This is a genomic window from Microterricola pindariensis (genome assembly GCF_002936985.1).
In the GTDB taxonomy this organism is placed as follows: domain Bacteria; phylum Actinomycetota; class Actinomycetes; order Actinomycetales; family Microbacteriaceae; genus Microterricola; species Microterricola pindariensis.
Genome location: NZ_MPZN01000011.1, coordinates 23,433 through 43,239 on the forward strand (window position 1 = coordinate 23,433; position 19,807 = coordinate 43,239).

15 protein-coding genes are annotated in these 19,807 nt (G+C 64.4%); 7 read left to right on the plus strand and 8 right to left on the minus strand.

The window, feature by feature from the left end:
- Positions 1–14: 14 nt before the first annotated feature.
- A complete protein-coding gene (locus GY24_RS05175) occupies positions 15–710 on the minus strand; it encodes a hemerythrin domain-containing protein (RefSeq protein ID WP_104474677.1) in 696 nt (231 codons plus the stop codon).
- Positions 711–791: 81 nt separating this feature from the next.
- A complete protein-coding gene (locus GY24_RS05180) occupies positions 792–1,178 on the minus strand; it encodes a DUF7715 family protein (RefSeq protein WP_104474678.1) in 387 nt (128 codons plus the stop codon).
- Between the two features lie 158 nt (positions 1,179–1,336).
- Here GY24_RS05180 and GY24_RS05185 point away from each other — a divergent pair, with 158 nt between their 5' ends.
- A complete protein-coding gene (locus GY24_RS05185) occupies positions 1,337–2,698 on the plus strand; it encodes a hypothetical protein (RefSeq protein ID WP_104474679.1) in 1,362 nt (453 codons plus the stop codon).
- On the opposite strand, the gene GY24_RS05190 is transcribed toward GY24_RS05185, so the two are convergent.
- Complete coding sequence (locus GY24_RS05190) at positions 2,695–3,144, minus strand: very short patch repair endonuclease (RefSeq protein ID WP_233279205.1); 450 nt, start codon at positions 3,142–3,144, stop codon at positions 2,695–2,697. The two genes, GY24_RS05185 and GY24_RS05190, sit on opposite strands and share 4 nt — an antisense overlap.
- Before the next feature lie 22 nt (positions 3,145–3,166).
- Positions 3,167–3,772 carry a dihydrofolate reductase family protein gene (locus GY24_RS05195; RefSeq protein WP_104474681.1) on the minus strand — a complete coding sequence of 202 codons (606 nt, stop codon included), beginning with the start codon at positions 3,770–3,772 and terminating at the stop codon, positions 3,167–3,169.
- Between the two features lie 209 nt (positions 3,773–3,981).
- Here GY24_RS05195 and GY24_RS05200 point away from each other — a divergent pair, with 209 nt between their 5' ends.
- The gene (locus tag GY24_RS05200; protein ID WP_104474682.1) at positions 3,982–4,995 is read left to right on the plus strand and encodes a hypothetical protein; all 1,014 of its coding nucleotides are present in this window, start codon (positions 3,982–3,984) and stop codon (positions 4,993–4,995) included.
- Between the two features lie 94 nt (positions 4,996–5,089).
- Positions 5,090–5,425, plus strand: coding sequence for a GNAT family N-acetyltransferase (locus GY24_RS05205; RefSeq protein ID WP_104474683.1), 336 nt, complete (start codon positions 5,090–5,092; stop codon positions 5,423–5,425).
- 105 nt (positions 5,426–5,530) lie between these two features.
- Here GY24_RS05205 and GY24_RS05210 read toward each other — a convergent pair whose 3' ends face one another.
- Positions 5,531–6,334, minus strand: a complete 804-nt coding sequence (locus tag GY24_RS05210; RefSeq protein ID WP_161498690.1) for a nuclease-related domain-containing protein — start codon at positions 6,332–6,334, stop codon at positions 5,531–5,533.
- 185 nt (positions 6,335–6,519) lie between these two features.
- On the opposite strand from GY24_RS05210, the gene GY24_RS05215 reads away from it, so the two are divergent.
- A complete protein-coding gene (locus GY24_RS05215; RefSeq protein WP_104474685.1) occupies positions 6,520–9,681 on the plus strand; it encodes a M14 family metallopeptidase in 3,162 nt (1,053 codons plus the stop codon).
- Positions 9,682–9,817: 136 nt separating this feature from the next.
- On the opposite strand, the gene GY24_RS17460 is transcribed toward GY24_RS05215, so the two are convergent.
- From GY24_RS17460 to GY24_RS05220, 3 genes are read right to left on the minus strand one after another with little or no spacing between them, the layout of a single operon-like run.
- Positions 9,818–10,741 carry a hypothetical protein gene (locus tag GY24_RS17460; protein ID WP_133161124.1) on the minus strand — a complete coding sequence of 308 codons (924 nt, stop codon included), beginning with the start codon at positions 10,739–10,741 and terminating at the stop codon, positions 9,818–9,820.
- Positions 10,728–11,846 (minus strand): ParB N-terminal domain-containing protein, encoded by a 1,119-nt coding sequence (locus GY24_RS17370; protein ID WP_112287888.1) that lies wholly within the window; start codon positions 11,844–11,846, stop codon positions 10,728–10,730. Before GY24_RS17370 ends, GY24_RS17460 begins: the two co-directional genes overlap by 14 nt.
- Before the next feature lie 11 nt (positions 11,847–11,857).
- Complete coding sequence (locus tag GY24_RS05220; RefSeq protein ID WP_133161125.1) at positions 11,858–13,093, minus strand: DNA cytosine methyltransferase; 1,236 nt, start codon at positions 13,091–13,093, stop codon at positions 11,858–11,860.
- Positions 13,094–13,762: 669 nt separating this feature from the next.
- Between GY24_RS05220 and GY24_RS05225 the strand changes: the two genes are divergently transcribed.
- The 3 genes from GY24_RS05225 to GY24_RS05235 all read left to right on the plus strand — a co-directional run bounded on the left by GY24_RS05225 (position 13,763) and on the right by GY24_RS05235 (position 19,594).
- Positions 13,763–15,670, plus strand: a complete 1,908-nt coding sequence (locus tag GY24_RS05225; RefSeq protein ID WP_202972908.1) for a DUF262 domain-containing protein — start codon at positions 13,763–13,765, stop codon at positions 15,668–15,670.
- 265 nt (positions 15,671–15,935) lie between these two features.
- On the plus strand, positions 15,936–18,491 hold the full coding sequence (locus GY24_RS05230) for a Z1 domain-containing protein (RefSeq protein ID WP_233279206.1): 2,556 nt from the start codon (positions 15,936–15,938) through the stop codon (positions 18,489–18,491).
- Positions 18,488–19,594, plus strand: a complete 1,107-nt coding sequence (locus tag GY24_RS05235; RefSeq protein WP_104474688.1) for a PD-(D/E)XK motif protein — start codon at positions 18,488–18,490, stop codon at positions 19,592–19,594. The genes GY24_RS05230 and GY24_RS05235 overlap by 4 nt, the downstream gene beginning before the upstream one ends.
- Positions 19,595–19,807 lie beyond the last annotated feature (213 nt).

A 19,807-nucleotide genomic window follows, 5' to 3' on the forward strand; every position in this document is an offset into this window, starting at 1 on the left:
CCAACCGCGCGTCGCTACTGCACGAGCGACGCGCGGTAGCGCGCGTACTTGCGGGCGCCGACCGTGCGCCAGACGAGGCGCGCGGGCGCCGGCAGGTGCTTGCGCTGCCACTCGGCGCCGCCGTCCGGCTGGGCGGCGAGGATCATGCCGAGCGTCGTGAACATGGCGCCCTTCGGAGCGGATCTGCGCCCGTGCTCGGCGAGCGCCTCCACCTCGTCTTGCGCGAGCACGTGCTCCATCACGGGAACGACGGTCGTCTCCTCATCGGGCATGTGCACGGCGAGCGCCGCGTTGACCCCGGTCAGGGCGACGCTGACAGCCGCCGCATCCGCCGCCCGCCCGCTGGCCCGCCAGCGCGGCAGCGCCGCGTCGAGCGCGCTCAGGTGCACCAGCATCTCGGCGTGCTGCCGCCGCATCCGCTCGACGTACACCGTGCACGCGGGCGCGCGTTCCTCCAGCCGGCCCCACAGCAGGGTGTCCTCGCCCTCGTGGTGACCGTGCAGCCCCGTCGAGAGATTCGCCAGGTGCTGCCCGACACGCTCGGCGTGCTCCGCGTCGCCCTCCCGAACGCCGCGGATGAGGGCGTCTCCCTCCCCGAACCCGGCCCGGAACATGCGGTGGATCTCGGCCATCCCACTGGCGTCGCAGCTCTTCGCCCCCGCATCGGGCCGGGGCTGATCGCCGTTCGAGGGGAGCGCGGTGGCAGGCATGATGGCCTCCGATCGTCGGTGGGCTGGCGATCGGCACTGTACGCCGCGGGGGCGGCCGCGGCAAGCGATCGGAGCCCCGCATCAGCGCCGCACCCGCACGTGGTCGACGCAGCGCTCCACGACGAGCCCCTCGCGCAGCGGGGCCGCGATCGCCACCAGCCTGCCAGCTTGTTCCACCGGGTCGAAGTCGCAGCTGCACCCGTTCAACGCCTGCCCGTAGTGTGCGACAGCGAGCGCCAGGACGAGGTCGCCGAAGCCCACATCATCGAGATCGCGCACCATCGCCGTTGAGGTGACCCCATCGCTGAAACAGCCGCGAAAGGTGATGGCGCAGTCACACGGCCCGTACGGGAACCGGCGACCGTCTGGGCACGGCTCCACCAGGAAGACGAGCTCGCCCTCGACGCCCTCCATGAGGTCGCTGGGCCGGGACCCCTGCTTCTTGCTCGTTGCCACGAGCACCTTCATCGTTCTCTCCGCTCCGGCACGAGCGTGTTCGATTGAGTTGCCTGCAGGCTACGCCGGGCCTCCGACACGACTCGGCGCAGCCATGCGCCAGCACGCAATCACTGCCGGTATCGTGGAAAACACGTGCGCCCGGCATCCGCAGAGAAATGATCAGTCCCATGTCGCAACAGAAGAAGTCGCGCTCCACCGGCCCGAAGTCACGCCCCTCGCGCCCGGCCAGCCCGAGCGGCCAGGCCCACCGCGGCGCGCGCGAGACGCCGTCGACGGCGGAGGCGCGCCTGCTCGCCCAGTTCGCCACCTGGTACACCCGGCACCTGACCGAGATCGACGACGCGGAATCGCACGGCTCCCTCGAGTCGATGCACGGCACGCTCGGCGTGCTGATGGAGATGACGCGCACCCTCGGGCCGCGGATGACGCTGGCCACGCCGACCGCGCGCACCCTGCACGCGCTCCTCGACTACGTCATCGAGCTCGGCCGCGACGGAACCGCGCCTGCCGAGACGGCCCGCGCCGATCTGGACGCGACCGACGAAGACGAGCTCGACCTCCGCGACCGCGTCGAGGCGCTCGTCGAGGTGCTCGAGCACTACCTGGACTTCCTCAGCGAGACCCGGAGCTGGCGGGCCTCGGATGCCGATTTCGACGCCGCCTACGACGTGCTCGACGACGCGATCGCCGAGTACACCCCCGTCGGCGAGATGGTCGGACTGCTGCTGGATGCCCTCGCCGAGGTCGAGCAGGTGCCCCCGGCGCAGCAGCTGCAGGCTCTGGACGCGCTGCCCATCGTGCGGGGCGTCGACGGCCTGTTGGCGTGGATCGGCCGCGGCCGCCCCATCCTGCGCACGGGGGCGCTGCAGCTTGCCGACATCCAGACCGTGGCCGCCCTGATCGGCATCAACGCCGTCGGCCAGCCCGGCGCGGAGAACACCGACCTCGCCCACCACCTCTACGAGATGGCGACGGCCGGAACCCCGGGCGCCTTCGCCCCCGAGGCCGAACCGCGCCAGGCCGGCTCGATGTGGGACCTCAGCGACCTCAGCGCCTGGTGGGCGGCGCTCGCCCAGTCCGGCATCACCGAGGTCACCGCCACCACCGTGCGCCCGGGCCCGACGGCCGCGCAGTGGCAGGCGGCGGATGCCACGGAGCGCCTCGCCGCGCGCACCGAGCTGATCGACAACTACGTGCAGGAGTGGCTCGACAGCGAGGCAGAGAACGAGGCGCCGACGACCGCCCAGACGCTCACGCGGATCATCGCCGTGCTCGCCGGCGCCATCTGCCCCGAGGCCCTGCCGGCGGCCGGCAGCGCGCAGATCGCGGAGCTGGTCGATGCGGAGCTGGACTTCGAGGCCAACGCCACGGCGTCCTTCGCCGCGTCGCTCGTGCTGCACCAGCTGAGCCGGGCCGGGGTGTTCGAGGCCCGGAGCGCAGACGACGGCACCGAGCGCCTGCTGGTGCCCGCGGCGCTCCGTCCCGCCCTGGCGGCCGTGGTCGGCCCGCTCGCCGCGAGCCTGGTCTAGGCGCGCCCGGCCGGGGCGGCGTCCAACACGACGTCGATCGCCGCCACGACGGATGCCGGCTCCTCGTGCTCCCAGAACCGCAGCACCGTCCAGCCGGCGGCCGTCAACCGCTCCGCCGTGTCGGCGTCGCGGGCCCGGTTGCCGGCGGCCTTCGCCTCCCAATAGTCGCGATGCGCGACCGGCGCCTGGTAGTGCAGCGGGCAGCCGTGCCAGAAGCAGCCGTCGATGAAGACCGCCACCCGGGCGCGGGTGAAGACGACATCCGCGGTGCGGCGCAGCCCCGCCACCGGCCGGTAGTTCACCCGGTAGCGGCGGCCCTCTGCGTGCAGCAGGTGGCGCACCGCCAGCTCGGGGGCGGTGTCGCGGCTGCGGTTGCCGCGCATCGAGGCCCGCACTGCGTCTGAGCTGGCCCAGGAGGGGGCGGGCATCCGAGGCGAATCGACCATGAGGGAGGCCTCGGCGCAGCCCTCAGTGCAGCACCTTGTAGCGCACGTGCGTGACCAGCGGCGAGCTCGTCACGCCGAGCTGCTCCAACTGCACGTCACCGACGCCCTCGAGCAGCCGCTCGCCCGCGCCGAGCACGACCGGCGCGATGTGCAGGCGCAGCTCGTCGAGCAGGCCGGCGGACAGCGCCTGCTGCACCGTGGACGCACCCCCGGCGATCGACACCCCGCGGCCGCCGGATGCCGCGAGCGCCCGCTCGTGGGCGGCGGCGATGCCGTCCGTCACGAAGTGGAATGTCGTGCCGCCCTCCATCTCCAGGCTCTCCCGCGGGTAGTGGGTGAGCACGAAGACGGGGCCGTGGTACGGCGGCTCCTCGCCCCACCAGCCGCGCCACTCCTCCGGCCCCGCGGAATCCCACGGGCCCCGGATCGGCCCGAACATGTTGCGCCCCATGATGAACGCGCCCGCGTCGACGATGGCCGCGATCTCGGCCGCGCTCTCCTCGGGGCGCTCGAGATGCCAGCGGTGCAGTTGCAGGCCGCCGACCCCGAGCGGGTTCTCCAGGCTCTGGTTCGGCCCGGCGCTGAAGCCGTCCACCGAGACGGCCATGTCACAGAAGACGATGTTCATGGGCCGATCCTCCTCCCGCGGGCACAACCCCGCAAGCATCGGTCACTGTCCAGAGGATTCCTTGGAGTGGGCTGCCGCCTTGCGCGACGCTGCGCGTCGCGCCCGCTGGTGCGAGGGAGCGTGCGTCCGAAACCAGCTCGCCGCATCCGGGCAATCCCTGTGGTGGCGCGGCTCCGCGTCCCCCAGACTTGCGGCGGAAAGGCCCTCCCATGCTCATTGTGTTCGTGTGCATCGCGCTGGCTCTCTGCGGTCTGGCGCTCATGGTCGCCTGGCGCCGCCTGAGTCTGACCCCGCCGGATGCCGTCGGGCTCTCGGCGAGCGCAGGCAGCCGGGCGGTGCAGCCGAACCCCGCGGAGTCGGTGCCGGCTTCCGCCCCGGTCGCGGTGCCGCCCGGGTCGCCGCTGCCGTCGCCCGCCGCGTCCGTCGCCCCGCCCGCGCCACCCGAATCGGCCGCCCCGGCATCCGCCAACACACCACCCGCACCTGCCGGCCCGGTCCAGCGGGTTCGCGCCGCGCTGCGGCGCTACCTGTGGTGGGCGACCGTCGTGACGGTCGCGTGCTTCGGCACCGCCCTGCTCTGGAGCCTGCCCGCCTCCCGCCTGGTCATGCGCGTGCTGGCGCTCACCTCGCCGCACGCCGAGGGCAGCCACACCGAGGCGGAGGCGCTCGTGGGCACCATCTCCGTCGACGGCACGCTCTCCCTGCTGATCTTCGGCGTCCTCCCCAACGCGTTCCTCTCCGCCGTCCTGTTCGCGCTCATCCATCGTTGGCTCCCCCGCGGCTGGCTGGGCGGCCTGATCTTCGGATTGCTCCTTCTGGTGGTGGCGGCTCCGATCGACGACCCGCTGCGCGCGCGGAACCCCGACTTCGCCTTCCTCGGGCCGGGCTGGCTGGCCGTGCTCCTGTTCACCGTGCTCGTCCTGGGGCACGGGATGCTGCTGGCCGCGGTGTTCGGCTGGTACAGCAGGCGCCTGCCGCTGCGCCCCGCGCGTCCGTGGCTGGCCTACGCCCCGCTGCTCGCGGCCGTGGTCTACCTTCCGATCGGCGTCCTGCTGCTGATCGGCGCGGGCGCCACCGCTCTCGGGGCGCTGATCGCGCCGGCGGTCGGGCGCTGGTGGGTGTCCCGCTCGGTGGCGCTGGCCGGCCGCATCGCGCTGGCGCTGCTCACCCTGCTCGCCCTGCCCGGCTTCATCACCGCGGTCATCACGATCATCGCTCGTTGAGCGCCCGCCCTCCCCGTTGGCTCGAGGGAGCCTGCGACCGAAGCCAGCCGCCCCACCGGGCATACAAACCGGTCCACCCGCGTTGACCCCTCCCATGAGCGAATCCACAGTGCAGCCCGAGGCCGTCGACACCTCCACCGTCACCATCCGCCGCAACGATGAGGCGAGCCGCTACGAGGCACTCGTCGGAGCGGATGTCGCGGCCTACGCCGAGTACCGGCTCCGCCCGTCGGAACGCATCGTCTTCACGCACACCGTGACCGAGGAAGCCTTCACCCGGCGCGGCATCGCGACACAGCTCGTCGAATGGGCGCTCAGCGATGCCCGCGACCGTGGGGAGACGATCGTGCCCCGCTGCCCCTTCGTGGTCAGCTACCTGGAGACGCACCACCAGTTCGACGACGCCCTAGAGCGCTCCGCCGGCGACTAGACGCAGGCGCCTCTTCCACCTCGGCGGCTAGACGGACACTGCCCCTCCCCTCCCTTTTCCACGTCGGCTCGAGGGAGCGCCAGCGACCGAAGCCGAGAGCGCCCTCTACCCGACCAACGCGCCGAGAATCAGCGGCAGCAGCGTCCACAGCCCCACGAGCAGCGCGACCACCGCGGCCATGCCGGCGAACGCCCACAGTCGTCGCCGCCTCCGCGCCGCCCGCACCTCCGCGTGCAGCGCCGCGAACTGGCTGCGCGCCGCGACGTGGTCGCCGACATCCGTCGCCCGCCACGACGTAGGGTCATCAACAACTGCCAGTACGTCCGCGACGGCCTCAGCGCTGAGCACCGCCGGCTGCTCGCGGAGCCATCGGCGTACCTCGTGCGAGTTCAACACCCGCACCCGCTCCGGTCGCTCTTTCACCGTGATGCGCTTCGGATCGACGAACACAAGCAGCGGGTGCACCGCAATCGGATGCGGTAGCCGGCTGCTCAGCAGCTTCGCGACCTTGCCGGCCTCGCCCGTCGCGGCCGGGATGTACGGCTGGCGCTGCCCGTCGACCATGAGCGCGCGTCCGGCCACCCAGATGCCCTTGTCGGCGTGGTGCTTGGTGTTGATCGTGAAGACGCCGCCGGGCCCCACCACCAGGTGGTCGATGTCGGTGTCCTTGGTGCCGACTGGCAGGGCGTGCCGCGTGGCCCAGCCCTCCGGCAGGCGCTCGAGGATGCCGCCGACAGCGATCTCGCCGAGCGCGCCGAGGTACCAGGAGCGCGCCTCCTCGGCGAGCGGCGAGCGCCCGAAGAAGCGTTGCAGCGGAGTGCGGGGCGTCGCGCCGGCCTGGTGGCGCAGAGTCTCGTCGATGACGAGCTGGCCCGCGAATCGTTCGCGCATCGTTGCGGTACTAGCCATCGGCTCCCCTGAGAGTTTCTCACTCACCGTAACGCCCATCACCGCAATTGCCGAATCCCCCGAACGGGCCTGAACGCAGGAAATGCGCGTATCGCACTCGATTTGCGCTTGACGTAACCCGAATGGGGGGTCAAAGATGTGAATCGTTCGGCTTGCCACTGTTCTGCTTGACGCCAGGAGTGCTCATGTTCCGTCAGCTTGCCATCGCCACAGTCGCCGCTCTCGTCATCACAGGCGTCAGCGCAGCACCAAGCATGGCGAGCGCACCGCCGCCCGAGCCATCCGATCAGCTCTCCGTCTACACAGGCAGCGTGGATGCCGCCGGCCTCGCCGCTCTCGTCGACCTCGGCGTCGACCGGCACGACGTCGCGGCGGCGCCCACCACTGACGGCGGATTCGACGTGCAGGTGATCCTGAGCGGCGAGCAGGCGAGCGAGCTCGCCGAGGCGGGCACCGAGCTGGAGCTGAAGGCGGCGCCGGATGCCGGCCGCCGCAGCGCCCAGGCGGCGGGCGTGTTCCGCCCCTACAGCGGCGCGGACGGGCTCCAGGAGGAGCTCGTGGCGCAGGCGGCCGCCTTCCCGAAGATCGCGCAGCTGCAGGTGATCGGCAAGACGGTCAACGGCCAGGACATCACGGCGGTGCGCGTGACGAAGAACCCGAAGGCGAGCAAGGACGGCAAGAAGCCGACGACGGTCTTCATCGGCGCGCAGCACGCCCGCGAGTGGATCACGCCCGAGATGGTGCGGCGCCTGCTCGACCAGGTGCTCACCGGCTACGGCAGCGACAAGCGCATCACCAAGCTCGTGAACTCGACCGAGATGTGGTTCATCCCCGTGGCCAACCCCGACGGGTACGACTTCACGTTCCAAGAGGGTCAACGGCTGTGGCGGAAGAACCTGCATGACAACAACGGCGACGGGGTCATCGGAACGGGCGACGGCGTCGACCTGAACCGCAACTACCCGACCCGCTGGGGCTACGACAATGAGGGCTCGTCGCCGAACCCGGCCAGCGAGACGTACCGCGGCACCGCGCCGGCATCCGAGCCAGAGACGCAGGCGCTCGATAAGTTGTTCAAGCGCCTCTCCCCCGAGTTCTTCATCAACTACCACTCCGCCTCGGAGCTGCTGCTGCACGGCATCGGCTGGCAGGTGGCAACCCCGTCGCCGGATGACGTGATCTACCAGGCGATGGTCGGCGACGACGCCAAACCGGCCGTGCCCGGCTACGACCCCGACATCTCGGCCGAGCTGTACACGACCAACGGCGACACCGACTCGCACATGCAGGAGGCCTACGGCACGCTCGGCTTCACTCCGGAGATGACGACCTGTGAGACCGTCTCCGACTCGATTCCGGATGACGCGTGGGAGTCGGGTGACTGCCTGAGCGGCTTCAACTTCCCGGACGACGAGGGCCTCATCCAGGCCGAGTACGCCAAGAACGTGCCGTTCGCGCTGGCCGTCGCCGAGTCGGCGCTCGACCCCGACGACCCCGTCTCGGTAGTCGGCCTCGACACCCCCGACTTCCAGGTCGACAGCTTCAGCGTCTCCTACGGCGACCCGCAGCCGGTGGCCGTCGTCGCCAAGCGCAGCTTGCTGCTGAAGACCCTCAACTACAAGATCAACGGCGGCCGCACCAAGTACGCGCTGACCAAAGAGTGGCAGGGCGGCGAGCGCTACGGCGCGGAGAACACCGACTACTACGCCGAGTACCGCGGCGTCGTGAAGGGCGCCAAGCCCGGCGACACCGTCGAGGTGTGGTTCACCGCGCGGCCCGGGCTGAAGGATGCCGTGCACGGCAAGTCGTTCCGCCAGAAGGAGAGCGAGCACTTCACCTACACGCTCGCCCAGGACACCGGCAATCCGGCGCTCGTCATCGCCAACGAGGACTACACCGGCGTGAACCCGACCTACCCGGCCGGCACCACCGCGCCGAAGTACCTCGACGCGCACGTGGCGGCGCTCGAGGCCAACGGCGTGACCCCGGACGTGTGGGATGTCGATGCGCAGGGCGTGCCGCATCCGCTTGCCGTGCTCAGCCACTACGACGCGGCGCTCTGGTACCTCGGCGACAACCGGCTCACCCAGGACCCGGAGGACGAACTGACCGAGTTCGGCAGCCAGGCGCTGCCCGACCTGTCGGTGGCCGAGCGCACCCAGTACCTCACCATCGCGCTGCGCGACTACCTCAACGAGGGCGGCAAGCTCGCCTACACCGGTGAGACGACGGGCTACTACGGCATCCTCGCCGGTACCCTCGGAGGCATCTACTACGGCCTGGACGGCGCCCCCGACCAGCCCTGCGCCGTGACCCGGGACGCCTTCAGCGATTGCCTGCTCTACGCCGACGACTTCACCCAGTACTGGATGGGCGAGTACGGCCGCACCCCGCTCGCGGCCAGCGGCGTCGTCGGAACCGCGGCCCCGCTCGACGGCATCTCGGCCCTCTTCGGTGGCCTGGCCACGGTCGACAACCCCGTCGACGAGGCCGGTGCCCTCTCCCCCACCAGCGCGACGCTTCCGGTCGACGAGTTCCCGCAGTTCGCCAGCAGCGCGGTCGCCGACTACGCCGACCCGCAGGGCCCGTTCATCGCGATCGAGGGCTCGTGGGCGATGGCCGCCCCGCACATCGACGACGGCTACCAGCGCCTCGTCCGCAATTACGACCTCGGCGCGCTGACCGCCACCGCCGCCCCGGCATTCGCGGCCCAGTTCTCCTTCGACACTGAGGAGGGCTACGACCACGTTATCGTCGAGGCCCGCACCGCGGGCGGCACGAACTGGACAACGCTGGCGGATGCCGCCGACGGTACCCCCGGCGATGTGGCGACCTCGAGCGAGGTGCCGGCCGAGTGCGAGGCGGGCTTCCTCCTCGAGGAGCACCCGCAGCTCGCGAACTACCTCGCGCTCGCCAACCCGTGCCTGCCGATCGGTTCCACCGGCACGTGGAACTCGTTCACCGGTTCCTCCGGCGGATGGGTGCCGGTCTCCTACGACCTCAGCGCTTTCGCCGGCCAGCAGGTGGAGCTCTCGGTCAGCTACGTCACCGACCCGGCCACGGGCGGCACCGGCCTGATTGTCGACGACACCAAGCTGGTGACGGCCGCCGGTGAATCGGAGGCCGAGGGCTTCGAGACGGGGCTCGGCGCCTGGAGCGTTCCCGGGGCACCGGCCACCAGCCCGGGCAACGCCTCAGACTTCGTGCGCACGAACGGCCTCGGCGGCATCGTCGCGGCGGTGACCACCGCCGATACCGTGATGCTCGGCTTCGGCCTCGAACAGCTCGCGACCGACGCAGACCGCGCTGCCGTCGCGGGGCGGGTGCTCAGTCACCTGCTTGGGTAGTCCGCCCGCGACCGGTGCTTGCCGCGGACAGCACCGGTCTCGACCGAGACCTGAGCGTCCCCGGCGATCGAAATCTCCGCCTCGGTCAGATGCGTGCACAGCCTTCGAAGTATGCCTGGTGCGCTATCGGCACGAGTCATACCTGAAGCGATTGATAGTCGGCTTCCATAACAGTCCGTATTACCGACTTCAAGCTGGCGGACACAGTCGACATATTCTTCACGATCTGAGGTCGATCCAGAATGTTGCGCCGAATAGACGAGACATACTTGAGGGCGAGATCCTCCGCGTGATGTGGTACAGCCAAGAAGGCGGTCGGCGGAGTCACTTCCCCGAGGAAAAGTTTCCAATCGTCCGGCGCCGGCTCCTGAGCCTTTTTTCGCCATTCATCGCTCTTCGCGCAGGTTGCTTGGCAAATGAAGAACCAACGCCCTTTTCGATTCACACGCCAGTCAAAATGGCCGATCAGATCGACGTCTTCGTCATTGGCGTTCTTTCGACGAACCGTAGCATTCGCGTCAATCGCAATACCCAGTTCCAGCCCAACCGCGGCCATCGTGTCCACGAAATTGAGACCTTGCTCCCTGGAGATAGGGCCGACTCGACCAACTGTGAGGCCGGCATTCTCCATCGCATCGGCCACCAGCTCCTCGAACAAGTACTCCACTTTGTTGGTATGTGTGGAGTCAAATGCATGGGCCAAGGTGATCGCAAGTACGCCTACATACGGAGACTCTTCAATGTCGATCCCGGGACGGAGAGTCAATGATCGTACACCAACGTCAAAGGGGTAGTCGGATCCGAGCACATCCTTCCTTTGAAGAAGGCACGTCCAGGCCTCATCGGCGAGATCCGTAACCTCCCAATCCGGAAGTTCGTCATCCCTTGCCGGATTGAAAAGAATCTCACGTTTGCGCGAGAAGAGTTCACCAATGAGGTCTCTGAGTTGTTCGAGTCGGGCCTTCGAGCCGTGAAGCGCGAGAAGTTCCAGGTAATCGGCAAAAAAACTTGCCCTGACGAGCGACCCGTATCGGTCCGCGTCAGGCTCAATCCGCTTCATCGAGCCGGCTTCCTGCTACAGCGTTTAGATTTCGCGCTGCGGTGAGCAGGCTTCCTGCGATTGCAACCTCTTCCGGGCCAATGTCAAACGAGTCGATGTTCTGCGTCAGAATTTCGACAGAGCGCGTGAGATCCCAAGCCCTCTTCTTGAACGTTTGACTGTCTACGAGCTGATACGCGAGATCGAGATCGCCGTGAGCAGCAAGCGTCGTGCGCGCAACTTCGCTGGCAATCACTCGACCATATCGAGTGGCATCCCGAGAATCTTGCAAAACCGCCAGTCGAGCGCCTTCAGCAGGCAACAGATCGGTGAGGACTCTTCTCAAGTTCTCTGAATTCAATTCAGTCAGACTCTGCTGCACACTGACGTAGTCCAGAGCATCGCCCAACCCAATGAAGTCGCGAACCTCTGAACTATTCAATAGGCGATTCCATACGCCGAACCTGTCCCGAAGAACAGCTGCGGCGAGGTCACCTAGGCCTAGCTCTTCACGAGCAACGCGGAGGACCTTAAGCGCCACGTATGGGCCGCGGACTCCCAGCGCGTTCGTTCCTACCCGCTTGCCAACCTCTTTGAATGGGCTCGGTCGACCTTCAGCGGCCACGGCGTCAACCTCCGTCTCGAGGTACCTCGCCTTCGCTTCGGGTTTCCATGTCTTTAGACCCCCAATATGCCGGAATCCAAGAAATTTCCGGACGTCGTCCGCGTGGTTCACCACGAGACACGGCACACTTCTCAGGCGTTCCAACTGCGAATCAGTGGGCTCGACTTCAAAATCAAAGTGGAGGTCTCCATCTTGTGCAGCAGGCAGCTGGAGAAGAATGCTTAGTGTGGCGAACCGCCGATTTCCTTCGACTACTACATAGGGCGCACCACCGTCTGTAGCCCTTACAACCAACGGCTCGTGTGCAAAGAAACCGTTCGCGAGCATCGAGGAGGCGAGTTCCTCGAGAGTTTCAGATTCTTCAAGCCAAGCCAAGAGTGTGGGCTCGTCCTGCCCTAACAATTCCTCTGGGAGACGCGGATTCTGCGGGTCCAACTTCAGCTCGGAAACCTGCATCGTCTGGATCACGGGATTGCCGTCGGTTGGGAAGCTATCGTCCATCAATACTCATTTCATTCGATGCGAGTTAGGTCGAGCTGTCCGGTTTCGTCCGCGGCTAGTTGCATCGCAGCAGGACCACGGCCCTCCCCCGCATGGGCATCCTTCGGCCCTCGCATACTAGTAAATCGGCTTGGAAGCGGCCAAACGGGCGCGGAAGGCGGTGCCTGCCTGCGGCCGCGCTCGACAAGCAGGCGAGGCGCCGGAAGATGCAACTTCTCCCCCAACGTGAGTGCGATCTGCCGGCCGATCACCTCTGCAAGCAGCGCGGGCGTTGCGTTGCCAGCTTGTTTTGTCTGGGTCCGGTGGTCACCAGTGAGCTGCCAATCATCCGGGAAGGACTGCAATCTTAGTTGTTCACGCACGCTAAGCGGGCGATTCTCCCAGTGGAACGGCCCAGTCGATGGCCCTGGTGACGCGGCCAAGGTCCACGATGGTTGGTCCTTCGCGAGCTTCAGCAAGAAATTCCAGTATTTGGTCCGATAACCAAAGATCTCGTCGCCGCCACCGCGACTTGTAAGCCATTGGTAATTGTGGCCTTCAGGGATGCTCGGAAGCAGCTCCGCCCACTTGCCAGTGGGTTCTGGACGATCGTGCGGCGGGATGTTTGAAAGCACGTCCCACGCACGCACGGGGCGCCCCACGTGCGTGGGAGTGGGCCATTCCCATGGGGCCCCATCGCGAAGCGCAACGATGATCACACGACGTCGGTTCTGAGGCACTCCGTAGTCAGCAGCATTAAGAAGCTTCCAGTGCACCGTGTACGTGACGCCGTGTTCATTCCCGATCAGCGCGAGTTCCGTCTCGAGATACTCAATGGCAGCACCTTTCCCCCTTACAAATCCGAGCACGTTCTCCATCAAAATCGCTTTCGGCAGGAACGTTCGGACCAGCTCCATGGTCGCATCAACTGTTCTTGCTCGTGGGTCGCGCATGCCGCGCCTTCCGCTGCCCGCCCATTGAGCCGCGGCGGAAAAAGGCTGGCACGGTGGGCCCCCAGCTAAGAGATCGAGTTCGCCAACCTCCAAACCTAGCTCGGAAGGAGTCAGAGTCTTGGAAACGCTGATGATGTCCCCATCTCCCAGCATTCTCCAGTCAGGCCGATTCTTCAGCAGTGTGTCCCGCGCCGCGCGATCAATTTCAATACAGCCGACGTTGGCGAAGCCAGCCTCTTCAAGACCGATATCCATCCCGCCGGCGCCAGAAAACAACGAGAGCACCGTCAGTTTGCTCGCGCGTGGCTTGTTCAATCGGTCCTCCAGAGCGTTAGTGCTAGGCGGCTGTCATGCGGCCGTCGCTTGACGCTCCGGAGACACTTGCCCGTGCTCCATTATCGCGGGTGCTTTAGCCCCGACCGACATCCTCGTCGCATCGGTCCTCTACGAGGACTGGAGTTCGTCGGCGGGGGACGAACGGCCAGTCTGAGAGCACTGCAGCCGACAGCGCTAGTTGCAGCGCGCTCGCATCGCTCTTGCCTTTTGGCGTCGAGGAGGCAGCGAATTCTGAACAACGGTTGAAATGCAACATCAGATTGGCTTGCGGCAGTGAGGATCGCGAGTAATTCGTCAAAGCGTGGACCTCGATCCAGCAAAACTTGCGTGTCGATATGGGACGTAGGGGCGACAGGCGTGTGGCTGTGCTCGCGCAACTGCTCCGGAGGACTGGACGTCTTGCCCAGGCTGATATCCAGGCCCGAATATGACAGCTAGCGCCCAGGATGGATTCCTGACCCCAGAAAGGGGCGCTGCTGCGAAATGGTGTGGCGGCACCCGTTCGGCTCGCAGGCGAAGGCTAGCATCGGCAAAGCGGATGTCCTTGCGGCTCTAGCTGAAGTCGACGGACGTGCCGGCCCATGATCGGGCGGCGACGCGGGCGCAGCGGAGCGATGAGGAACGCAAATCTAAGCGAGGGGGTCAAAATTGATCGACGAGATTGACAGGCTTGAGGACAACGAAGTTGACGACCCTGCGACGCAGATCCGCGATGACGTGGCTGAGTTCTTGGCTGCTCTGTCGAACGAGACTGACACCCCGAAGGAGTTCGAGCAGGTCTCGCTCCCTTTTCGTTCCTCGGATGTCAACTTCGACTCCGATGCCTGGATTGCGTGTGTTGCGGCGGTCCAAGGCTGGCTCCGGTTCGACAGCGAACTTCCTGCCAACGATATCGAGAAGTTTGCCGAGGCCCTCTCTATTGCTCTTGGCTTCCCCGACCAGATAGACGCGATCGACCGTTCCACCATGTTTCCGAGACTCACTGCGGTGGCGGTGGATCGACTTCGGGAGCGGGCGGAGCGAGCCGTCAGAATGCAGACCCTTTTTGCGGATGAGTTCCTCAGTGACGGCGGCACTCGCGAATCCGCTACTCGCGCATGGGCCAGCGGCTGGGACGAGGCGGACGAGTCCGAGGACATTGCGTCTCCAGAGCCGGTCTCAGCGAAGGCCGATACTTGGAGAATCAACGAATTCGTTGCCCAAGCCCAAGATGGAAATCTGAATCTCACGCCGTCCTACCAGCGAGGGGATGTCTGGGGAACAGGCGCTCGACAGCTCCTGATCGAGTCGGTTTTGCGGGGCATCCCCCTTCCATCCGTGATCCTCCTTCAGCCGTCAGACGGGAGGACACAACTCTTTGAGGTCGTCGATGGAAAGCAACGCTTGACTTCGATACTCCGCTTTGTCGGCAAGCATCCACTTGCCATCGACCGGGTCAAAGATGCCGATCAGCTTCGACCCGGCAATGGGTTGGTTGAGCTTTTCAATTCTGACTACCCGAAGTTCAAACGCGCCTGGAAGAGCCTATTCAACGAGCCGCTGACTTCCGCGCTCGAGGAACAGTACTACTTCCCATTCAAGCTCCGGACAGATGACCGCGGATTGGCAGGCGAGGATCTCGAACCGCTTCGTGGCAAGTACTACACGCAGATCAAGGATCGCACTATTCGAGTTGCCGATCAGAGGCCCTCGGTCAAGGGAGTGTTTGAAGGCTACAGCGAGTACAAGGTTCCAGTAATCGTGTACAGTCGCGCCAGCCAACAACAAATTCATGAGGTCTTCAATCTCTACAACCGACAAGGCACGCACCTCAACGCTGAGGAAATCCGCAACGCGATCTTTCACGAATTAGAGCTCACCCGGGCGACACTCGTCGCCGCAGGGGATTCAGATCCGAGAACTCCAGTGCACGAAATCGCCCCATCGATCGAGGAGGGCTGGCCAGAGATCGCGCAGTTGCAAGCGACACTCCTTGGATACGGATTTGGCGAGTCTCGCTATCGGCGCACAAAGGTGCTCTCGTGGATTCTCGCGACGCTCCTTGTCGAGAGCCAAGTTGACAGACTGCCTTCTACCGCGAAACACATTGATGCGCTCCTGCTGAGAGTACGCAATGACAAGTACGACCCACTGCGGGACGCAGCCAAGATCCGTTCGGTCTTCGAGTGGATTGCGCAATCCGCCGAAGCCCATTCCGCCTATTCCGAGGCCTGGGCGCCCGAGTTCAAGGACGGCGGGACCGGAACGAAGTGGCAGGAGCTTCAGCTGATCGGGTCGCTTGTCGGAATCGCCGTCGCCGCGGCGCAACTAGGCGGCGCACTCGACGAACGCTTGTCAGAACGTGCCCCCGAAATTTACGAAGCTAGTCAGTCCTGGCAGCGACCCGAGAAGACTCAGACGAGAACCCAGTGGGAGTTCATCTCCCGAGTAGCACAAGGGGTCGTGATCGGCCTCGGAATCGACGCGACCCACGCTTCAGAGACCGTGCGCGAGCGTTTCGGAAGCTCGGGTCTGGAGTCACTTTGGGCGGTCACGAACTATGACCTCGCCGAGTGAATCTCCGGGTTCGACGTCGTCTGAGACACTCTTCGCAAGTCCCCCTGCAGAGAATGCAGCCGACACCAGTTCCTGGTGGTCACGCTATTGCTCCCAGCTTGTAGGGCTTTCTGATACGACGAAAATCGTTCTAAAGGCGGACTGCGAGTACATCGTTGACAAAGGAATATTTGGTACCGATACGCACGGAACTATTGGCGGAACCCCAAGTCGTGTGAGGCGCGGCCTTGTCATCGGATCGGTTCAATCTGGAAAGACCGCGTCGATGCTAGGCGTAACTGCGCTAGCGCTCGACAAGCAGGTCGATCTTGTCGTTGTCCTGGCGGGCACGCGGATCTCTCTCTGGCGACAGACATTTGGCCGTCTCCAATCACAGTTGGACACAGGTGATGACGGACCGGTGAAGGAACGCCGCCGTCTGCTTGTCCCCAATCTGGGAGAGGTCTCGGCACCTGCAGGAAGAGTTCCTCTTTCGACGCTATACAAATTTGAGCCCGCTCAGGTGCGCCGTGCGATTCGAGAAAGGCGGCCGGTGGTGGTTGTGGCTATGAAGCACGCCGATCACCTTAGAGCGCTCGGGAAGAGCATTCGTGATGGCGTATTTCGCTCTGTAGAAGCAGCTGGGCGAGATTTCCGCATGTTAGTGCTGGACGACGAAGCAGACGATGGATCCATTCTCGATGCTCTTGTCGAAGAGGGCGAAGACCCTGTGTACGGCAAACTGAAGCAAATTCCCCGCGCCATCGCCGACCTTTGGGACCCTCGCAGTGGGGTTGGCGCTCCGAGTAATCTTCGGGCCACGTACGTCGCGTACACAGCGACGCCGCACTCGAATCTCCTTCAGGAGGACCACAACCCGCTCGCACCGAAAGACTTTGTTGTGGCTCTTCGAACCGCGTTCGACCGCGGCACCATTGCGCCGCGAGAAACGACGTTTCACGAGCCCAAGGGGTATAAGTCCTACTACACCGGTGGGGAGACGTTTTATCGACGGGCGATGGCTGCCGGATTGTGCCGCCCGACTGGCGACGACCCAGCGGTTGACACAGCTGACGCAGTGAGGGGATTTCTCGTGGCGAGTGCAATCATGCAGATCCGGGCAGCGGGAAAACTCGGACCACATGCTGCGCTCACAACAACTTTCAGCTCTCGTGAGGAGGCAGCTCGACGTAGCCCGCAGCCTCGCTCGATGCTCATACATCCCTCAGCCTCCATCAGCGACCAGTTTGAAATCGCACTCGACCTACTCGACTGGGCCGGGCATTCTGATCGCGTCGACTCTGCGGACAGATTGTCGAAGTCCACTGCGTATCTGTCTGAACTGCTGAGCACAAACCTAGATTCCGAGCGCGACATCTGGCAACGATGGCACAAGCGATATGCGGACTCTGCGGAGCAGGTCCGCAACACTTTTGACGTGCCGATCGCTCGTTCGCTTCCTGAGTGGGGTGAGATCGAAGCAGCCCTTCGTGAAGAGATCATTCCGGGCACCAGAGTTTCGGTTGTGAATAGCGATCACGATGCTGATGATCGACCCGAGTACGATGTCTGGCTCGACCAAGATGGTTGGCATGCGCCGCGAGATCTATCGACTATCTTCATTTCTGGAAACGTCATGTCAAGGGGCATCACGTTGGAAGGGTTGACGACCACCCTCTTCCTCCGGCAGACGAGCAACCCGTTTGCCGACAGCCAAATGCAAATGCAACGCTGGTTTGGATATCGGAATTCATATGTGGAGTTGTGTCGGGTTATCGCACCTCAAGAACAACTCGCATTGTTCGCCGCCTATCACGACAACGACGAGGCCCTTCGGCAAGCAGTAGTCCATGCGATGAACGAAGATTCAACCGGTATTCCATCGCCGCTCGTCCTGCAGGGCCGAGAATTCATGGCTACTGGGAAAATTGCGAATCTGAGAACCAAGCCGCTTTGCCCGGGGTCGAAACCCTTCATTCGTCTTGTCAACGACGGTACCAAGCCGGATCCCAACGCTGAGTTAGTCACATCGCTCTTTCGGCATCACGACTCGCAAGATGTATCTGCCGCTGGCCTGCTTCGCGGCAGGATCCTTTCACAGCCGTTTACTCTCGGGGAGGCCGGAAGGCTGCTGGACGGCCTACAGTTTGACCGCTATTCACCAGGATTGCAGAACTGGCAGGCGGAAATGTGGCGCGACGTTCAGGCACGCGTAGAGAGCCAAGGCCAATTGCCGCTCGGGAATCAGCTTTACATGCCTCCCGAGCTATCGGAGGGGATATCGGCTTCCACTGTGAGGCGAGATTGTCCCTATTCCATTGGCGCCTACTTCCGGCTTTGGGAAGCCTGTCTGTCGCGCCACGTACGTGGGCTTGTCCCCACAGAAAGCCCCCGGCTTCGCTGGTCAATGTCGGATTTGTCCGAACGGAAACGTCTGCAGCCTCGATTCTGGATAGGAATCCGCTACGGCGGCGGCGATGTTGTCACGGTCGACGGCTTCGCAAACTTGCCCTTTGAGGTTCGCGCGATGCAGCGAGCTATTGAAAACGGTGAGCTTGTCGCAACGTGGGGAAGCCGGAGCCCAACCGCGGGGCCCACGGAGTACCGCGGCGACGAGTATTTCGACTACTACTTTCGAGGTGAGACGCTTCCGAATTCTCTCGCCGACGAACCCCCCTGGCGCCCGGTGGGATCCGACGGCCTCATCCTCTTCCACATAAACCAAGTTGAAGGCCAGCTGCACCCTTCAGTAGCCGTCGGAGTTTGCATCCCTTTGGGCGGCCCCGACCAGTTCGCGGCAACCGTGCCCTCGTCTCACCTGGGCCCCGTGAGGTCGAAATGACGACCTATGAAGCGATACTAGGCAAGCTCCTGCAGCTTCAGCGGTCGCCATCTGCGGAGGAACGCTCCGTCGAGTGGGTGACTTCCAGTGCAGTTGTTGGGCTCTCACGAACCGCAGGGGGTCGGGTTGAAATATTCCTGGTAGGGCCTAAGCTCAAGGCCCATTCCAGCACACTCAGGACAGCCCTTGAGTATCAGACCTGGCATCGCGCGAATGGTGAGCCAAGTATCACTGCGAATCGGATTGCGCTCCCGAAGGCTGGTCATTTCGATCAGGTAGCGGCCTTCCTCTGTGCCGAGCTCGTTAGGAGCGGATCAGATCTGAACCTCGCGAGAGCATTCAGGGTCACGGAGCAAATAATTGAGTTGGCCATTGCAAAACTACATCTAACCGACCAGGCACTCCTTGGCCTAAACGGGGAGCTCCTCCTCTTGGACGCGATGCTCCGGCAGGCGGAGCGAGATGAACTGCAAGATCTCATAGTCGCTTGGTATGGTTGGCGGGAGTCGACCAGAGATTTTTCGCGAAATTCAGTTGGAATCGAAGTGAAGACAACGACTCGTGCAGTCTCCACACATCAGGTCCAGGGCGTCCACCAGCTCGAACTCTTGGATCACTCGGATTCGGGCGATTCGGAACACAAGCTTTTCCTCGTGAGTATTGGCCTCGAATGGATCGACGCGGATGGGGATTTGGAAGTTGACCGCGAGCATTTTTACACACTGCCGGCGCTCGTCGATTCAATCGTGCAACAGGTAAGGGACGCAGTTGACGAACTGGCCGCTGATGAGGTCGTCGAAGCGTTTGTCTCACACGTGCTTCAGTACGGGGAAGATCACGACATCGGCTACCACCACCACACGATGTCGGGAAGTGCCGCGTATTCGCGCCAGTTCGTTCAAAGGTTTGTCCGTTGTTACGACATGCTTGACCCGGGCATTGAGGTGCTTCGGTCGGAGGATTTGCTCCCTCTCCGTCATGTAAGTCGTGGTTCTGTCAGGTTTCAGATCGAACTTCCCCCGAGCATTCACGGTGATTTCAATCCGGTAGTGGGCCTAAACTCGACCGCGAAACTAGTTGTCGAGGCGAGCCGCGGCAGATGAGCCGACAGGTTTGGCCGCCCGATATAGGCGCTGTGGCGGCTGGGCTCGTGAATCGTTCGCCACACACACACACAGTACTTTGACCAACGCCGGGCCGCCCTGACCGGCCTCCGGACCGCGCATCGAAGTCACCCGCCTTCAGTTTGCGAACGGGTTCTCAAACCACGTGAAGCAGTCGAAGGCTTGTCTTCATGGGGCCCGACCTCAGCGCCC